Annotated in this window: 19 protein-coding genes; 7 read left to right on the top strand and 12 right to left on the bottom strand. The window is 52.1% G+C overall.

Annotation, left to right across the window (positions count from 1 at the left end; translation table 11 throughout):
• The first annotated feature begins 231 nt into the window (after positions 1 to 231).
• From mdoG to I6L74_RS16120, 3 genes are read left to right on the top strand one after another with little or no spacing between them, the layout of a single operon-like run.
• On the top strand, positions 232 to 1,767 hold the full coding sequence (mdoG, locus tag I6L74_RS16110; RefSeq protein ID WP_096759577.1) for a glucans biosynthesis protein MdoG: 1,536 nt from the start codon (positions 232 to 234) through the stop codon (positions 1,765 to 1,767).
• Complete coding sequence (mdoH, locus tag I6L74_RS16115; RefSeq protein WP_059178344.1) at positions 1,760 to 4,294, top strand: glucans biosynthesis glucosyltransferase MdoH; 2,535 nt, start codon at positions 1,760 to 1,762, stop codon at positions 4,292 to 4,294. Before mdoG ends, mdoH begins: the two co-directional genes overlap by 8 nt.
• Before the next feature lie 56 nt (positions 4,295 to 4,350).
• On the top strand, positions 4,351 to 4,578 hold the full coding sequence (locus I6L74_RS16120) for a YceK/YidQ family lipoprotein (protein ID WP_059178343.1): 228 nt from the start codon (positions 4,351 to 4,353) through the stop codon (positions 4,576 to 4,578).
• A 7-nt stretch (positions 4,579 to 4,585) separates the two neighbouring features.
• On the opposite strand, the gene I6L74_RS16125 is transcribed toward I6L74_RS16120, so the two are convergent.
• Positions 4,586 to 4,960 (bottom strand): MysB family protein, encoded by a 375-nt coding sequence (locus tag I6L74_RS16125; protein WP_012016963.1) that lies wholly within the window; start codon positions 4,958 to 4,960, stop codon positions 4,586 to 4,588.
• A gap of 204 nt (positions 4,961 to 5,164) precedes the next feature.
• Positions 5,165 to 6,091, bottom strand: coding sequence for a Kdo(2)-lipid IV(A) acyltransferase (locus I6L74_RS16130; RefSeq protein ID WP_059178342.1), 927 nt, complete (start codon positions 6,089 to 6,091; stop codon positions 5,165 to 5,167).
• Between the two features lie 219 nt (positions 6,092 to 6,310).
• Between I6L74_RS16130 and trhO the strand changes: the two genes are divergently transcribed.
• The gene (gene trhO, locus I6L74_RS16135; RefSeq protein ID WP_059178341.1) at positions 6,311 to 7,360 is read left to right on the top strand and encodes an oxygen-dependent tRNA uridine(34) hydroxylase TrhO; all 1,050 of its coding nucleotides are present in this window, start codon (positions 6,311 to 6,313) and stop codon (positions 7,358 to 7,360) included.
• Between the two features lie 42 nt (positions 7,361 to 7,402).
• Here trhO and I6L74_RS16140 read toward each other — a convergent pair whose 3' ends face one another.
• The 10 genes from I6L74_RS16140 to mdtH all read right to left on the bottom strand — a co-directional run bounded on the left by I6L74_RS16140 (position 7,403) and on the right by mdtH (position 14,853).
• A complete protein-coding gene (locus tag I6L74_RS16140) occupies positions 7,403 to 7,981 on the bottom strand; it encodes a YceI family protein (RefSeq protein ID WP_059178340.1) in 579 nt (192 codons plus the stop codon).
• A 1-nt stretch (position 7,982) separates the two neighbouring features.
• A complete protein-coding gene (locus I6L74_RS16145; RefSeq protein WP_059178735.1) occupies positions 7,983 to 8,549 on the bottom strand; it encodes a cytochrome b in 567 nt (188 codons plus the stop codon).
• A gap of 260 nt (positions 8,550 to 8,809) precedes the next feature.
• The gene (locus tag I6L74_RS16150; protein ID WP_072241790.1) at positions 8,810 to 8,923 is read right to left on the bottom strand and encodes a DUF2770 family protein; all 114 of its coding nucleotides are present in this window, start codon (positions 8,921 to 8,923) and stop codon (positions 8,810 to 8,812) included.
• Positions 8,924 to 8,981: 58 nt separating this feature from the next.
• Positions 8,982 to 10,100, bottom strand: a complete 1,119-nt coding sequence (gene solA / locus I6L74_RS16155) for an N-methyl-L-tryptophan oxidase (protein WP_059178339.1) — start codon at positions 10,098 to 10,100, stop codon at positions 8,982 to 8,984.
• 115 nt (positions 10,101 to 10,215) lie between these two features.
• A complete protein-coding gene (gene bssS, locus I6L74_RS16160) occupies positions 10,216 to 10,470 on the bottom strand; it encodes a biofilm formation regulator BssS (RefSeq protein WP_059178338.1) in 255 nt (84 codons plus the stop codon).
• Positions 10,471 to 10,739: 269 nt separating this feature from the next.
• Positions 10,740 to 10,985, bottom strand: a complete 246-nt coding sequence (dinI, locus tag I6L74_RS16165; protein ID WP_059178337.1) for a DNA damage-inducible protein I — start codon at positions 10,983 to 10,985, stop codon at positions 10,740 to 10,742.
• Positions 10,986 to 11,059: 74 nt separating this feature from the next.
• On the bottom strand, positions 11,060 to 12,106 hold the full coding sequence (pyrC, locus tag I6L74_RS16170) for a dihydroorotase (protein WP_059178336.1): 1,047 nt from the start codon (positions 12,104 to 12,106) through the stop codon (positions 11,060 to 11,062).
• A 143-nt stretch (positions 12,107 to 12,249) separates the two neighbouring features.
• Positions 12,250 to 12,810 (bottom strand): lipoprotein, encoded by a 561-nt coding sequence (locus I6L74_RS16175; protein WP_059178335.1) that lies wholly within the window; start codon positions 12,808 to 12,810, stop codon positions 12,250 to 12,252.
• Positions 12,811 to 12,934: 124 nt separating this feature from the next.
• Positions 12,935 to 13,582 carry a glutaredoxin 2 gene (gene grxB, locus I6L74_RS16180; RefSeq protein WP_059178334.1) on the bottom strand — a complete coding sequence of 216 codons (648 nt, stop codon included), beginning with the start codon at positions 13,580 to 13,582 and terminating at the stop codon, positions 12,935 to 12,937.
• Positions 13,583 to 13,644: 62 nt separating this feature from the next.
• Positions 13,645 to 14,853, bottom strand: coding sequence for a multidrug efflux MFS transporter MdtH (gene mdtH, locus I6L74_RS16185; protein ID WP_059178333.1), 1,209 nt, complete (start codon positions 14,851 to 14,853; stop codon positions 13,645 to 13,647).
• Positions 14,854 to 15,160: 307 nt separating this feature from the next.
• Here mdtH and rimJ point away from each other — a divergent pair, with 307 nt between their 5' ends.
• From rimJ to I6L74_RS16200, 3 genes are read left to right on the top strand one after another with little or no spacing between them, the layout of a single operon-like run.
• A complete protein-coding gene (rimJ, locus tag I6L74_RS16190; RefSeq protein WP_059178332.1) occupies positions 15,161 to 15,745 on the top strand; it encodes a ribosomal protein S5-alanine N-acetyltransferase in 585 nt (194 codons plus the stop codon).
• Positions 15,746 to 15,754: 9 nt separating this feature from the next.
• Complete coding sequence (locus I6L74_RS16195; RefSeq protein WP_059178331.1) at positions 15,755 to 16,405, top strand: YceH family protein; 651 nt, start codon at positions 15,755 to 15,757, stop codon at positions 16,403 to 16,405.
• A 2-nt stretch (positions 16,406 to 16,407) separates the two neighbouring features.
• Entirely contained in the window at positions 16,408 to 17,331 is a 924-nt protein-coding gene (locus I6L74_RS16200; RefSeq protein WP_059178330.1) for a Gfo/Idh/MocA family protein, read from the top strand.
• Positions 17,332 to 17,405 lie beyond the last annotated feature (74 nt).

Consider the following 17,405-nt stretch of genomic DNA (forward strand, 5'->3'; position numbering starts at 1 on the left):
ACTAATAGTGGTTACATTCGAAGCCAACCCTACACCAAGACCGACACCCTGTCTCCAGGATAAGCACGCAAAGTAGAACGAGGGTCTTCTACTTGCTTAATCCCTGAGCCGGTGCGCTGAACAAAGCGGTGATAATGTTGTCGGATTGCCTGAATTTCCAGTAAAATGGATCGGATCGAATTAAGCACACAAAGGGGGAAGTGCTTACTTATTATGAAACATAAATCAAAAATGATGAAAATGCGTTGGTTGGGTGCGGCAGTGTTGTTGTCCCTGTATACCTCGTCAGCATGGTCTTTTTCCATCGACGACGTCGCAAAACAGGCTAAATCGATGGCTGATAAAGGCTACGAAGCGCCGAAAAGTAACCTGCCCTCCGTTTTCCGCGACATGAAATACGCGGACTATCAGCAGATCCAGTTTAATCACGATAAAGCGTACTGGAACAATATAAAAACCCCGTTCAAGCTTGAATTTTATCACCAGGGTATGTACTTCGACACGCCGGTTGCCATCAATGAAGTGACGGCAACGGCGGTACGTAAAATCAAATACAGCCCCGACTATTTTAATTTTGGCGATGTGAAGCACGATAAAGACACCGTGAAAGACCTGGGTTTTGCAGGCTTCAAAGTGCTTTATCCAATCAATAGCAAAGATAAAAACGACGAAATCGTCAGCATGCTGGGTGCCAGCTATTTCCGTGTGATCGGTTCCGGCCAGGTTTACGGCCTGTCTGCGCGCGGTCTTGCGATTGACACAGCTCTGCCGTCTGGCGAAGAGTTCCCGCGTTTCCGTGAGTTCTGGATCGAACGTCCAAAACCCACTGATAAACGTCTGACTATCTATGCACTGCTCGACTCCCCGCGTGCGACGGGCGCTTACCGCTTTGTCATTATGCCGGGCCGTGACTCCGTTATTGACGTGCAGTCGAAAGTCTATCTGCGCGACAAAGTGGGTAAACTGGGTGTTGCACCATTAACCAGCATGTTCCTGTTTGGGCCAAATCAGCCTTCTCCGGCGACGAATTTCCGCCCAGAACTGCATGACTCAAACGGCCTTTCTATTCTTGCTGGCAACAATGAATGGATTTGGCGTCCGCTGAATAACCCGAAACACCTGGCTGTCAGCAGCTTTGCAATGGAAAACCCGCAGGGCTTTGGTTTACTCCAGCGTGGCCGACAGTTCTCCCGTTTTGAAGATCTCGACGATCGTTACGATCTGCGTCCAAGCGCGTGGGTCACGCCGAAAGGGGACTGGGGTAAAGGAAAAGTCGAGCTGGTTGAAATTCCAACCAACGACGAAACCAACGACAATATCGTCGCTTACTGGACTCCGGATCAGCTTCCTGAGGCTGGCAAAGAGATGAACTTCAACTACACCATCACCTTTAGCCGCGATGAAGATAAATTGCATGCGCCTGACAATGCGTATGTGATGCAGACGCGCCGCTCTACGGGTGACGTGAAGCAGTCAAATCTTATTCGTCAACCTGATGGTACCGTCGCGTTTGTGGTGGACTTCACGGGTCAGGACATGAAAAAACTGGCTCCGGATACCCCTGTGACGGCGCAAACCAGTATTGGTGATAATGGCGAGATCGCTGAGAGCTCCGTGCGTTATAACCCAGTAACAAAAGGGTGGCGCTTAACCCTGCGCGTGAAAGTGAAAGATCCAAAACAGACCACTGAAATGCGTGCTGCGCTGGTCAATGCCGATCAGCCGCTAAGCGAAACCTGGAGCTATCAGTTACCTGCTAATGAATAATACAACTGAATACATTGATGCCCTGCCGCTGACGGACATTGAGAAAGCGGCACTGCCCAAGAGCGACATCCGCGCGGTTCACACCGCGCTGGATGGCGAACATCATCCGTTTACTCGTGATGATGATACGCCGCTGGGTTCAGTCAAAGCGCGTCTGGAGCAGGCATGGCCGGACTCGCTGGCAGAAGGCCAGCTGATCAAGGACGACGAAGGACGCACACAGCTTCAGGCTATGCCAAAAGCCACGCGTTCTTCGATGTTCCCGGATCCATGGCGCACCAACCCGGTCGGTCGCTTTTGGGATCGCCTGCGCGGTCGTGAAGTCGCGCCGCGCTATCTGTCACGTCTGACCAAAGAACAGCAGGCTTCTGAGCAGAAATGGCGTACCGTCGGGACTATCCGCCGCTATACCCTGCTGTTGCTGACGCTTGCGCAGACCGTCGTCGCGACGTGGTACATGAAGACCATCCTGCCTTATCAGGGCTGGGCACTGATCAATCCTGCCGATATGTTCGGGCAGGATCTGTGGGTGTCGTTCATGCAGCTGCTGCCGTACATTCTGCAAAGTGGAATATTGCTGCTGTTCGCCGTTCTGTTCTGTTGGGTTTCAGCCGGTTTCTGGACAGCGCTGATGGGCTTCCTGCAGCTGCTGATGGGGCGTGATAAATACAGTATTTCTGCGTCAACGGTGGGGGATGAAGCCTTAAATCCTGAGCACCGCACTGCGCTGATTATGCCGATTTGTAACGAAGACGTTGACCGGGTGTTTGCGGGATTGCGTGCGACCTGGGAGTCTGTAAAGGCGACCGGTAACGCTGCGCATTTCGACGTTTACATCCTGAGCGACAGCTACAACCCCGATATCTGCGTTGCCGAGCAAAAAGCGTGGATGGAACTTATCGCGGAAGTGCAGGGCGAAGGACAGATTTTCTATCGTCGTCGCCGTCGCCGTGTGAAGCGCAAAAGCGGCAACATCGATGACTTCTGCCGTCGCTGGGGCAATCAGTACAGCTATATGGTCGTGCTGGATGCCGACTCCGTGATGACGGGTGACTGTCTGACGGGTCTGGTGCGTCTGATGGAAGCGAACCCGAACGCCGGGATCATTCAGTCGTCGCCAAAAGCATCGGGTATGGACACGCTGTATGCGCGTTGTCAGCAGTTTGCGACGCGCGTATATGGTCCGCTGTTTACCGCTGGTCTGCACTTCTGGCAGTTGGGTGAATCTCACTACTGGGGTCACAACGCGATTATCCGCGTTCAGCCGTTCATTGAACACTGTGCGCTCGCGCCGCTGCCCGGTGAGGGCTCATTTGCGGGCTCTATCCTGTCGCACGATTTCGTCGAAGCAGCGCTGATGCGCCGTGCGGGTTGGGGCGTGTGGATTGCTTACGATCTGCCGGGTTCTTATGAAGAGCTGCCGCCAAACTTGCTCGACGAGTTGAAACGCGACCGTCGCTGGTGTCACGGCAACCTGATGAACTTCCGTCTGTTCCTCGTGAAAGGGATGCACCCGGTTCACCGTGCGGTATTCCTGACGGGCGTGATGTCCTATCTGTCTGCGCCGCTGTGGTTTATGTTCCTGGCCTTATCGACCGCTTTACAGGTCGTGCATGCCTTGACGGAACCGCAATACTTCCTGCAACCGCGCCAGCTGTTCCCGGTGTGGCCGCAGTGGCGTCCGGAGCTGGCGATTGCCCTGTTTGCGTCAACGATGATCTTACTGTTCCTGCCGAAACTGCTCAGCATCATTCTCATCTGGTGCAAAGGGTCGAAAGAGTACGGTGGGTTCTGCCGCGTGACGCTTTCGCTGCTGCTCGAAGTCCTGTTCTCGGTGCTGCTGGCGCCGGTGCGCATGCTGTTCCACACCGTATTTGTGGTCAGCGCGTTCCTGGGTTGGGAAGTCGTATGGAATTCGCCGCAGCGTGATGATGACTCCACGCCGTGGAGCGAAGCGTTTATGCGTCATGGCTCGCAGATGTTGCTCGGTTTGGTGTGGGCAGCAGGGATGGCGTGGCTGGATTTACGCTTCCTGTTCTGGCTGGCGCCAATCGTGTTCTCACTGATTCTGTCGCCGTTTGTTTCCGTGATCTCCAGTCGTTCGACAATGGGATTACGCACCAAACGCTGGAAGCTGTTCCTGATTCCAGAAGAGTATTCGCCGCCGCAGGTGCTGGTCGATACCGACAAATATCTGGTGCTGAACCGCAGTCGTTCGCTGGATGATGGCTTTATTCACGCCGTGTTTAATCCATCGTTTAACGCACTCGCGACAGCAATGGCAACCGCGCGCCACCGTGCAAGCCAGGTACTGGAGATCGCCCGCGATCGCCACGTTGAACAAGCGCTGAACGAAACGCCGGAAAAACTGAACCGCGACCGTCGTCTGGTGCTCTTGAGCGATCCGATCACCATGGCACGCTTGCATTACCGCGTATGGGCATCCCCTGAGAGATACTCGTCCTGGGTGAATTACTACTCGACGATAAAGCTCAATCCCTATGCGATAAAGGCAAAGGCGAAGTAAGCCAGGCAAAATAAAAATACCGGCCACGGCCGGTATTTTTTTTATATGAGGTGTCGATGAGAATAGTCATTGTGGTCATGATGTCGCTGCTGCTCAGCGGGTGCGGCAGTATTATTAGCCGAACGATCCCCGGTCAGGGCCACGGAAATCAATACTATCCCGGTGTGAAATGGGATATACGCGATTCTGCATGGCGTTATTTGACGGTTCTCGATTTACCCTTTTCGCTGGTGTTTGACACGCTATTGCTGCCCATCGATGCGCAGCACGGACCTTATGAGTAACGGCTGATTACCGCTCGTCCCATTCATCCGCAGCGGTTTGCCCCTCTTCAGTATCCAGCGGCGGTTCAAGCTGAAACTCACCCTCATCCCACTCATGAAGGGTGTTTTCTTCAAGCCATTCCTGACGCAACTCGATCTCATCAAAATCATTGTCGAAAACGGCCTGTGCCGCTTCACCACTCAGCACCGGCAAACATTCACCGTCGCTTCCCTCATCAGCGAAAAACTCTACCTGCCACATGATATCCCCATCCTGAAGCACATACTTCTGAATGTTGAGTTGTTGCACATCGGCATCTTCAGCCTCAATACCAGGGTTGTTCGCAAGGAACTCTTCGCGAGCGGCATCAATAGCTTCTTCCAGCGTGGCGTACATAGTCATCGGTGTCTCCCTGTGATTCTCAATGGCTTTCAGGGAAAGAATAGCTGATTCTCTGGTTTTGCAAGTATGAATGCGCCAATAAGTTGTCACGCGGATGTCTTATTCCGACTAGACCTGGCGCAATGGGTGAGTTTCAGGCTGTTTGTGTGCAAAATGTAGGCGGTGTAAAGCCGAAAAGTCGATGCGGTCCGAAGACCGCATAACTCAGTAGCGAGAAGGCATCCCTTCGGGACGGGTTTTGAAGCGGCGATGCAACCACATGTATTGCTCCGGGGCGAGCATAATGCATTTCTCAATGACGTTGTTCATCCACCTGGCGGTTGATTCCGCATCGTCGACCGGCGGCGAATACTCAGGCTCAATCATGATCAGCTCATAGCCTTTCCCGTCAGGTTTTCGCCGTGGGACGAAAGGAACGACCGCCGCGTTCGACATCTTCGCCAGCATCCAGGTTCCTGTTGTGGTGGCGGCCTCTTCGACGGCAAAAAACGGAACAAAAACGCTGGAGCGGCGACCGTAGTCGTGATCGGGCGCGTACCAAAGCACTTCACCCTTTTTCAGCGCTCTGATCATGCCTTTAAGATCTTTACGGTCGATCATCTGCTTGTTGGAGCGCATACGACCCCATGTTTGCAGCAGGTCTATCACCGGGTTGTCATTTGGGCGGTAAACACCGATACCCGGAGCCTGCATTCCAAACATGCGCGCGCCGATTTCAAGCGTCAGAAAGTGGATGCCAATCAGCAACACGCCCGTTTTTTGTGCCTGTAGCTGATGTACCGGTTCCATGCCTGTGCCCGCGACGTCAAACCAGCGGGCCATGCGTTTATCTGACCAGAACCAGGCCATTCCCGTTTCTATCAGGCCCATTCCCACGGATTCGAAGTTTTTTGTGATCAACGCCTGGCGCTCATGCTCGCTCATTTCCGGAAAGCATAGTTCCAGATTGCGATGCGTGATTCTGACGCGACGCTTCATAAAACGCTGGGCGAAGCGACCCAGGCCGCATCCTAAACGGTAAAGCAGCGGGTAGGGCAGTTGAATCAGTAACCAAAGAAGACCGACGCCGAACCAGGTTAACCAATATCGAGGATGGAGCAGTGCCGCAGAAAATTTAGGTAAGTGGGTCATATCACTCCTGTTTTGAATCGTCCTTTGACCATTATTCTCGCATTTTTTAAATACATTACCAAAACGAATGGCCCAAATTGGGTGCATAAGCAGCAAATGTTGCTGCTTTATAATTTGAATAAGAGAAATGTAGCGCAAAATGTGGGGATGTAAATTCGCATTGTTTGCTATATGATGCCGCCGATTTTCATTTCTTAACGATTGCAGGAACCGTACACCATGCCAGTGTTACACAACCGCATTTCGAATGAGACGTTAAAAGCACGTATGCTGGCCGAAACTGAGCCACGTATAACGATCTCGTTCTATAAGTATTTTTTCATCGCTGAGCCTCAGGAAACCCGTGATGCGCTCTACAAAGCCTTTGAGACGCTGAATGTATTTGGGCGTGTTTATCTCGCTCATGAGGGCATCAACGCGCAGATTAGCGTGCCAGAAAGCAAAGTCAGTGCTTTCCGCGATTTTCTCTACAGTTTTGATCCGGCACTGAACAACGTGCGCCTTAACATCGCGCTCGATGATGATGGCAAATCGTTCTGGGTACTGCGTATGAAAGTGCGTGAACGTATCGTGGCTGACGGAATTGACGATCCGGCGTTTAATGCCAGCGACGTAGGCGAGTATCTTAAAGCAGCAGAAGTGAACGCCATGCTGGACGACCCTGACGCCGTCTTTATCGATATGCGCAATCACTATGAATACGAAGTGGGCCATTTCGAAAACGCGCTGGAAATCCCGGCTGATACGTTCCGTGAACAGTTGCCGAAAGCCGTCGAGATGATGCAGGAACATAAAGATAAAAAAATCATTATGTACTGCACCGGCGGGATCCGCTGTGAAAAAGCCAGTGCCTGGATGAAGCACAGTGGTTTCAATAAAGTCTGGCATATTGAAGGCGGGATTATCGAGTATGCGCGCCGTGCGCGTGAGCAGGGTCTACCGGTGCGCTTTATCGGTAAGAATTTTGTTTTCGATGAGCGTATGGGCGAGCGTATTTCTGAGGATGTTATCGCGCATTGCCACCAGTGCGGAACGCCGTGTGACACCCACACCAACTGCAAAAACGATGGCTGTCACCTGCTGTTTATTCAGTGCCCGACGTGTGCTGAAAAGTTCAGGGGTTGTTGCAGCGAGCTGTGCAGCGAGGAAAGTGTGTTGCCTGAAGAGGAGCAACGCCGTCGTCGTGCCGGGCGCGAAAACGGGAATAAGATCTTCAATAAATCGCGCGGACGATTGAACACTAAACTCGGTATTCCGGATCCGGAATAATGCGTTAATATCCCGGTCGCAGCGCGCGACCGGGATTTTTTACTATGATTTTTGCTGCACGCCTTCCACAGAAATAATCAAATCCACTTCTTGCGATGCTGGGCCTAAATCGGTCGTGATATTGAAGTCCTTCAGACGAATTTTGCCTGATGCTTCAAAGCCAGCACGTTTGCCTCCCCATGGATCATCCCCCTGGCCGATCAACTTAGCTTCCAGTGTCACAGGTTTGGTGACGCCATTGAGCGTCAGGTTGCCGGTAATATCCAGGTCTTCACCGTCTTTTTTGACGTCTGTTGAGGCGAATGTTGCCTGCGGGAATTTTGAGACGTTCAGGAATTCGGCGCTGCGCAGATGTTTGTCGCGCTCAGCATGGTTGGTGTCCAGGCTGTTGGTATTAATCGTGACATTCACTTTATCGGCAGCGGGATTTTTTTCGTCAAAGGTAAATGAACCCTCAAAATCTTTAAACGTGCCGTACAGCCAGCTGTATCCGAGGTGCTGAATGCGGAAATTGACGAAGGCATGCTGGCCCTCTTTATCAATTTTGTAATCGGCGGCAACGGCAGAACCGGTGGTGAATAACAGTGAACCCAATGCGATACCCAGCAGGCGTTTTTTCATTTTATGCTCCAGAGTCTACAGACGAGCGGCCAAGCATGCGCTTGAGCGTATCGTCCTTATCGATGAAATGGTGTTTAAGGGCCGCAAGGCCATGAAGTACGGATAAAATAACGACACTCCAGGCCAGCCAAAAATGTATCTGGCCGGCCAGATCGGCCTGTGAACCGGCATCGGTCAGCGTGGCCGGGACGTCGAAAAGACCAAATACGCTGATGGGTTTACCGTCTGCGGTGGAAATCAGATAGCCGCTGATGAAAATGGCAAAGAGGATCGAATACAGCGCAATATGCGCGCCTGCTGCGGTAACCCGAGTCAACGTGCTATGGCTTTTCGGCGCAGAAGGGGGACGTGAAATATGTCGCCAGATAACGCGAATGACGAGCCCCATCATCAGCAGAATGCCGATGCTTTTATGCAGCTCAGGTGCCTGATGATACCAGCCGTCGTAATAGCTCAGCGTTACCATCCACAGGCCAAGACCAAACATCGCGTAAACGGCGAGTGCAATACCCCAGTGCAGCAGTATGGATATTAATCCATAGCGTGCAGAAGAATTACGCAGTTGCATAATGACGACCATTCTCAATTAAAGGAACGCTCAAAATGGCGTGTCGAAAACATTATTGCAACTGATATTTAGGAATAAGGATTTTAATTTATTGTATTTCAGTTTAATTGAAAGGGTTTGCGGTAAGTAATTCAAAAGCTTCGTGTTAAATGACGCGTGGTGCTGAAGGTACTGGGCTTGAGTGCGAGTATGAGTCTTCAAATAATTTGTGTATAAATTCAATTTTTATAAAGTATTGTCAATAAAGGTCAGTGGGATTTTCAAAAAAATACAATATAGATAATGTCTATTAGCGCTAACAGAGACCATAGCAATATATAGAGCATAAAAGGCTCTCTAATATTGTTGATCAGATAATTAAAGATCCTGTGCATATTTCCCCGGTAGCAGTTAAAAATAAAGGCCCCAATAACCGGAGCCTTATGATGGATATTATCCGCGAAAACGTGAAAGCGAGAAAGGCGTGAGATCAAACGGCGGCGTGATGCCTTGGGCAAATTGGGCTGTTATTTCCCCCAGAACAGAGGCGAATTTAAAGCCGTGTCCACTCAAGCCTGTAATGAGGAGGGTATTGTCGTGGCCTGGTAGAGTGTCGATGATAAAATCTTCATCGGGGGTGTTATCGTAAGTACAGGCCGCGCCATGCAACAGTCCGCCAATCCCCGGCAGGATGTGACGTAAGAAATTAAAGGCTTCAGAGCCATCGCCCGGATAGTCGCCAAACGCTTTGCGCTCGTCCGGAGAGTGAATGATCTGCCCGCCGTTATGTTTGCCAATTTTGAGGGCGTCCTTCTCCGACGGGAAACCGTAGAACTGATCGCCGTTAGGGAGCTCTCCGGTGAAGGCAGGGAATTTATTCTGCGTACTGAAACGGCCATCGGCCTGGAACCAGGAAAAGACCTTGCGTACCGGCTGGACGGGCAGATCGGGAATCAGCTTTGTCACCCACGTTCCCGCGCTTACCAAAAGGCGAGAAGCCGTAAACTGGCCTTCCGACGTATCGACGGTCACGCCATCATCATGGTGATGTACAGCGGTCACCGGACAGTTAAACAGTTGCGCGCAGCCCGCTTGTTCAGCAAGCGAAATCCAGGTTTTGATGGCGGTTTCGCAATGCAGCACGCCTGACTCTGCTTCAAACAGGCCAATATAGTCCTCAGGAACCGTAATTTCTGGCCAGCGTTTCATGATGGCAGTGGCGTCGAGGCGTTCAACGTTCAGATTAAACTGTCGTGCGCTCTGCTCAACGTTGGCCAAAAATTCAGAATGGGCAGGTCCAAGATTGACGACGCCGGTACGCTCAAAAATAGGCTCTTCATTGAGTGCAGCCAACTCATTCCAGAGCGTTTGAGCACGCAGCACCAGCGGAACATAGCGTTCCCCTTCACCGTAAGCGTGGCGAATGAGGCGGGTATCACCGTGATGGCTGCCTTCTTTATGGGGAGGCATATGGGCATCAATCATTAACACGTTAAGGCCCGCTTGAGTGGCGTAATATCCGGCTGCAGAACCTACGGAGCCGCTGCCTAAAATAATCAAGTCGTATTTCATGAGAGTCTCTTAAACCAGTACTTTGGTTTGCAGAGTAATTAATATGGCAGGCTTATACAAGGGTGAAATAAATGAGGCACCACATGGGTGCCTGTTGAGTGAATGTTGGGCGTATTTAATGCCTACGATACTCATTTTCCTGGTAATCGCCAGATTCTATTTTTGCAATTCCTGCTTCTAAAATAGAAATAAATTGACGTGCAACGTCCGTGGTTAGCCACAGCGTCTGTCCAATTTCCGCGTCGTGGCGGTCTGGTTGATTTGGGGTCTGGTAGTGCAAACGCAGCATCAGCGCATCGTAGCTATCTACAGTGCTGATGTCCCAACCAACAAGTGGATGGGTCTGAATGACTTCATTATTCTTTTCCATCATAACCCCTTAATGCGTGTTTAAAGACAACGGCTGTGAGGTTCAATGCGTGTTTTTCTGAAGCAATTTCAGTATACCAATAAATACAGGTTATGCAGGTGAAATAAACAGGTCGCAACACATTTTTGCGCTTTTTAAGAATGTTTGAACATTAAAACGCCGTCTCATTCACGATTTTTTAAGAAGATAAGCAATTAATTTGAACTTATTTAAATGAGATGAAAAAAAGCCGGGGCGACCCGGCAAAGAAAAACAATGAGGGAGCAATATTAATCTGTGATGAACCAGTCGTCGGCGCTTTCCCAGGTTTCCTGGAGGATCTCGGTAATGCGTTCTTTATCGTCTTTCGCTGCGCCAATGACGGAGAGATTATTGGCTGTGGCGTAACGCACGGTTACGGCTCCGGCCTGGTCGGGGAAATTATCATTGATACGACGGGATAGCTCACCCGCCAACGCATCAAGCGCGCCAGCAGGCAAGACGGTTGTTTTGGCGATGGTCACTTCAATACGCATAAATGCCCCCTGTGTAATGTACTGTTTATTTATACAGGCATTAAGCGGCGCTTACAACAGGGGGCGATAAATATTTAGCGTTTAACCGTCCAGTGAACGGTTTCACCCGCCAGGAACGGGATCAGGGTGTCATCCGTCAGCGCAATAGATTCTTCGACCTGGCTCTCTTTACGTTCCAGTTCGATAAAAGTGTCATTGAGCGGCAGGCCGTAGAAACGGGGGCCATTGATCGAACAAAACGCTTCAAAATGCTCAAGCGCGCCCATCTCATCAAAGACCGTGGCATAGCTTGCCAGCGCGGTAGGGGCGTTGAAACAGCCAGCACAGCCACAGCTTGCCTCTTTACGATGTCGCGCATGCGGAGCTGAATCTGTCCCCAGAAACGCACGGGTAAAACCACTCGCGACCAGCTCACGCAAAGCCTGTTGATGGATGTTGCGTTTGAGGATCGGCAGGCAATACAGATGCGGACGTACACCGCCGACCAGCATGTGGTTGCGGTTAAACATCAGGTGCTGCGGGGTGATCGTCGCGGCGAGCAATGCATTACCGTCGCGCACGTATTCCGCGGCATCCTTAGTGGTGATGTGCTCAAACACCACTTTCAGGCCCTGAAGGCGCTGACGAAGAGGTTCCATTACAGAGTCGATGAAACGGGCTTCGCGATCGAAAATATCAATTTCGGCGTGCGTCACTTCGCCGTGAACCAACAGCGGCATCCCCAGTTTTTCCATGCGTTCCAGCACGGGCATGATGGCGTCAATATGGGTAACGCCATGGCTGGAGTTAGTGGTGGCATTGGCCGGATACAGTTTAGCTGCGGTGAACACTCCCTCGTTGAATCCGCGCTCGACTTCATTCGGGTCGAGCGAGTCGGTGAGGTAGCAGGTCATGAGCGGGGTAAAATCATGGCCCGCCGGAACTGCATCGAGAATGCGCTGGCGATAGGCAATAGCCGCATCGACGGTGGTAACGGGTGGAGCCAGATTAGGCATTACAATGGCGCGGCCATAGAGTTCGCTGGTATAGGGCACAACGGTTTTGAGCATATCGCCATCGCGCAGATGGATATGCCAGTCGTCAGGGCGGCGGATTTTCAGAACCTGGGGTTGTGCAGTCATTGATATGCTCCGGCTTATCAGGAATCAGTCATAAGGATGGCTGTTTTTGCCGGACACAAATCATAGGCGTAAACGTTTTCGTTTGCACACATTTCCGTAAAACAAATGTGCAAAAAAAAGAGCGCCATCGGCGCTCTCAGAGATTAATTGGTGAAGGGGATGATGATTTCACCCGGTTTTACTTCAATACCTTTGGCATATTTCTTGGCTAACGCTTCGCCCTTGCTCTTGTCTTCGCTGAGAACATAGGCTGGCTGCTGATTAAAATAATTGCGCAGAGACTGGTTCAGATAGGGCATCAGCGTCTGGAGAACCGGCTTCATTTTTTCCGGCGTGACGACGGCGTCGACGATCTCCATCTCCTGCAGATAAATTGCCCCTTTTTCTTTGTTGAAGACGGGCAAGGCTTTGAGCTTCAGCTTGATATTCGCTTTTTGGCTGCCGAACAACGAGTTCATATCCAGTTTTGCATCACCTGACAACGTCACCTTGTTGGGCTCTTCGCGTCCAATCTGGCTGACCAGTTGATTCAGAACGATATGGGCATCGGCGACGCCGGGCACGCCGATGTCTTTCGAGAAATTGTTATGTTTTTCCAGCGCCTGATTAATTTCCTGCTCGCTGACGGAGTACTGAGTAAGCTGGTTACAGCCCACCAGCAGGCCGCTGATAACAAACGCAGCAGCAATGACAAACTTTTTCATGGGGTTCCTCAACATGATATCGGCGCTTCTGTCCTGACGCGTCAGTATGTCAGGGTGATATCCATGAGACCAGCAGAAAAAACTGATAATCAAAGAGGCGGGAGGGGCTCCCGCCCTGATGACGCTATACAGCCTGCGAGGAAAGCAGATTGATTTGTGTCTGCTTCGCCATATTGTCGCGGTAATCGCTGACGCGCGACGGCCAGTTAATTCCTGCCACCAGCGTCAAATTACGCAGCAGTGGGAACAGGTGAATATCATCTTCCGACAATTCGCCATTCACAGCATTTGGTTTCACGATCAGCTTATCGAGTGCGCGCAAGTCGTCACTGATATTTTTGATTAGGCCCGGCGAGTGAGAAAGGTGTTCGGCAAAATCACCGATGGCAGCCTCTTTTTTCGCAACGAAATAGGCACGCGCCTGCGGCGTGGCAAATTCATCAAAAGCACCAGTGGCAAAACGTGGAATGAGCAGCCGATTGGCGTAGCCGTTCACTTTTCGTAGCCACTCTTCGATAGCCGGGTTGCGTTTACCGGTGAGCAAAGGCGCGCCATCAAGTTTGTCGACATAGTGGACGATGTCCATGCTTTCGGGGAGATAGCGGCTGTCGTCTTTTTGCAGGATTGGCGCCATTTTCTTGCCAATCATGCGGATGGGCGTCTCTTCGTCGTCACTCAGCAGCGTGACTAACTCAACCGGGAGATTCTTCAGGCCGAAAATCATTCGGGCTTTCAGACAGAACGGACAGTGATCGTAGATGTAGAGCTTCACGTTTCTCCTCCATTTAGTGATCAACAGTCTTTAGTATGGCGGAGAAAAAAGCATGTTTCAAATCAAGCCCCTGGCTCAAGCATACCGCTCGCGCTTCGCTTTGGGCTAAATTGCCACCACAGGGCAATAAGCGTAATAAAGCCCACGACGCCGAGCATCACCCAGGGTAATTCGGGTTGATTCAAGGCCTTACCGGAATCAAATAGCCAGCCGCCGCCGGCATATCCAAGCGCGCCGCCGAGCGCCAGCCCGAGGCGGCTGAACCCCATATAACTGCCACGAGCGCGTGGGTCAGCAAGCCCGGCACCGAGCGTTTCGCGGGCGGGTTCAGCAATAATCGAGCCGATATAAAAGGTACAAATCAGCACGAAAAGCTGTTGCAGACTGTTCACTAAACCGATGGGCATCATGCTGAGCGTCATCACCAGCAGGCCGGCCATAAGGCGATGTTCCAGACGAAAACGCTTTTCGCTCCAGCGCGCGATGGGGTAAAGCAGGGTGAGTGACAGACAGGCTTCGATGGCATACATCCACTTCACGGCGGCAGGGGAGCCCGCAATGTCGTTCACCATAATTGGCAGCATCAGCATCACCTGCACGGCCAGCATATAATAGCCCGTCAGCGTCAGCACATAAGTCACGAAACGTTTATCGGCCATGACGCGGCCCAGCCCTTCCCGCACGGGCGCTTTGACCGTCGAGAGTTTCCAGGCCGGCAGCAGCCAGGCATTAAACGCAGCGCAAAGGATAAACAGCGCGGCACCCGTCGCACAGACCAGGCGGAAATCATATTGCAGCAGCCAGCTTCCCAGCAGTGCGCCAATAACCGCGCCCGCGCTATCCTGCATCATGAGCAGCGAGAAAAAACGGCCGCGCTGTCGCGGACGAATTAATTTCACGACCAGCGCGGTACGCGGTGGGTCAAACAGCGTGCCGCCGAGACCGGAGAGAAAACAGGAAAACCACAGCAGCCAGGGATCGTGTGCAATACCCATGGTGGCGAAGCCCGCCGCACGCAGCAGCATGCCGGTGACAATCATCGGTTTTGCGCCGAAGCGGTCAGCAATCGCCCCACCAAAAACGCCAAGCCCCTGCTGTACAAACTGCCGCAGACCCAGCGCAATGCCGACCATTAGCGCCGCCCAGCCCATCTGATCCACAAAACGAATGGAGATCAGCGGGAAGACGACAAAAAAGCCCAGCACAACCAGCATGTTATCGACGAGCAGGAAATATTTACCGAGGTTACGGGCCTGTGATACGCGGGACATTTTCCCTCCAGGGAAAAGTACACAGAGTCTTCAGGCTGCCGCTGCGTTAGCCACGCCGTGATGCAGTTTGAATGGGTCGGTGTAGAGAAAGGTGAGCACGCTAATATTCTGCGGTGTTGACGCGCGTTTTCCCACCCCTGCTTGCGACAATATTTTTTTATCAAAAGGGTGGTTTGATTCAGCTTTTTCATCGAATTTTGTGAATTCAACGAAAAATGGTATGTCACTGTTTTCACAGAAGGCACAGGCGCAGGTATAGTAAAGCTAACGGGTAATAGGGTTGATGTGACGGGAAGGAGTGGTATCGATGTTTGGCTATCGCAGTAACGTGCCAAAAGTGCGCCTGACAACAGACAGACTGGTCGTTCGTCTGGTGCATGAACGTGATGCCTGGCGTCTGGCGGATTATTACGCCGAAAATCGCCAGTTTTTAAAACCCTGGGAACCCGTAAGGGATGAAAGTCACTGCTTTCCTTCTGGCTGGCAGGCGCGACTGAATATGATTGCCGAGTTTCATAAGCAGGGAACGGCTTTTTATTTCGCATTACTAGACCCTGAAGAAAAAGAAATCATCGGGATCGCCAATTTTTCTAACGTGGTGCGCGGATCGTTTCACGCCTGTTATCTCGGCTACTCCATTGGTCAAAAATGGCAAGGGCAGGGACTGATGTTTGAAGCGCTCACCTCTGCCATTCGCTACATGCAGCGGACGCAGCATATCCATCGCATCATGGCCAATTACATGCCGCACAATCAGCGCAGCGGCGATCTGCTGGCGCGTCTGGGATTTGAAAAAGAAGGCTATGCAAAATCGTATTTGCTGATCGACGGCGAGTGGCGTGACCACGTGCTGACGGCGTTAACCACCAAAGACTGGACCGCAGGTCGATAAGGATAAAAGATGAAATATCAGTTAACCGCCACGGAAGCGCGCGTCATTGGCTGTCTGCTGGAAAAACAGGTGACGACGCCGGAGCAATATCCGCTGTCGGTAAATGCTGTCACCCTGGCCTGTAACCAAAAATCCAATCGCGAACCGGTGCTCAACCTGAGCGAACACGATGTTCAGGATCATCTGGATGCGCTGGTAAAACGCCATTATCTGCGTACCGTCAGCGGATTCGGCAATCGCGTCACCAAATATGAGCAGCGTTTTTGCAATTCCGAGTTTGGCGACCTCAAGTTCACCTCCGCCGAGGTCGCGATCGTCACAACGTTACTGCTGCGCGGCGCGCAAACGCCGGGAGAACTGCGCTCTCGCGCCTCGAGAATGCATGAATTCAGCGATATGCAGGAAGTGGAGAACACGCTGGAGAATCTCTCTACCCGTGAAGACGGCCCCTTTGTCATGCGTCTGCCACGAGAACCGGGTAAACGTGAAAGCCGCTTTATGCATTTGTTTAGTGGGGATGTTGAAACGCTGGTCAACGTGGTGGAGGCTGTGGCGCCCGCCGATGACGAATCGCTGACAGCCCGCGTTGACGCGCTCGAAATGGAAGTGGCGGAGCTGAAGCAGCGCCTGGATTCCTTGCTGGCACATTTAGGAGAATAACCGTGACGAAACTACGCATTGGTGTTGTTGGGCTGGGTGGTATCGCGCAAAAAGCCTGGCTACCCGTTCTGGGTGCCGCATCGGACTGGACGCTGGCGGGAGCATGGTCTCCCACGCGGGCGAAAGCACTGCAAATATGTGAAACCTGGCGGATGCCTTACGCCGTTTCTCTGCTCGATCTGGCGCGCGAGTGCGATGCGGTGTTTGTCCACACCTCCACGGCAACGCATTATCAGGTCGTGACTGCACTCTTAAACGCCGGCGTTCATGTCTGCGTCGATAAGCCGCTGGCGGAAAACGTGTCGGATGCAGAGCGGCTGATTGAGCTGGCTGCGCGTAAAAACCTGACGCTCATGGTCGGGTTTAATCGTCGCTTCTCGCCGGTCTATCAGGATTTAAAAGCCCAGTTGGGCAGCGCGGCGTCGCTGCGTATGGATAAGCATCGCACCGACAGTATTGGCCCGAACGATTTGCGCTTTACGCTGCTGGACGACTATCTGCATGTGATCGACACCGCGCTGTGGCTGGCCGGCGGTAACGCTCAACTCAACAGCGGTACGCTGCAAACCAACGATCAAGGGGAGATGGTGTATGCCGAACACCATTTTTCTGTGGACCATGTGCAGGTGACGACCAGCATGCACCGTCGCGCGGGAAGCCAGCGCGAATCGGTACAGGCCGTGACCGATGGCGCGTTATATGACATCACCGATATGCGGGAATGGTGTGAAGAAAAGGGCAGCGGCGTGCTGACCCGTCCGATAGCCAGCTGGCAAAGTACGCTCGAGCAGCGCGGCTTTGCCGGATGCGCGCGTCATTTCATTGAGTGCGTACAAAATCAGACGGTTCCTGAAACGTCGGGTGAACAGGCGATCATGGCCCAGCGCATCATTGAAAAGCTCTGGCGCGAGGCGATGACCGAATGAAAACGGTTTAATCCCCGTCGCATCTGCGGATAGTAATTCGCATAAATACGGGTAGACTAAGCGCTTCTTTTAAC

This window comes from Lelliottia amnigena, from assembly GCF_019047465.1.
Taxonomy (GTDB): domain Bacteria; phylum Pseudomonadota; class Gammaproteobacteria; order Enterobacterales; family Enterobacteriaceae; genus Enterobacter; species Enterobacter amnigenus.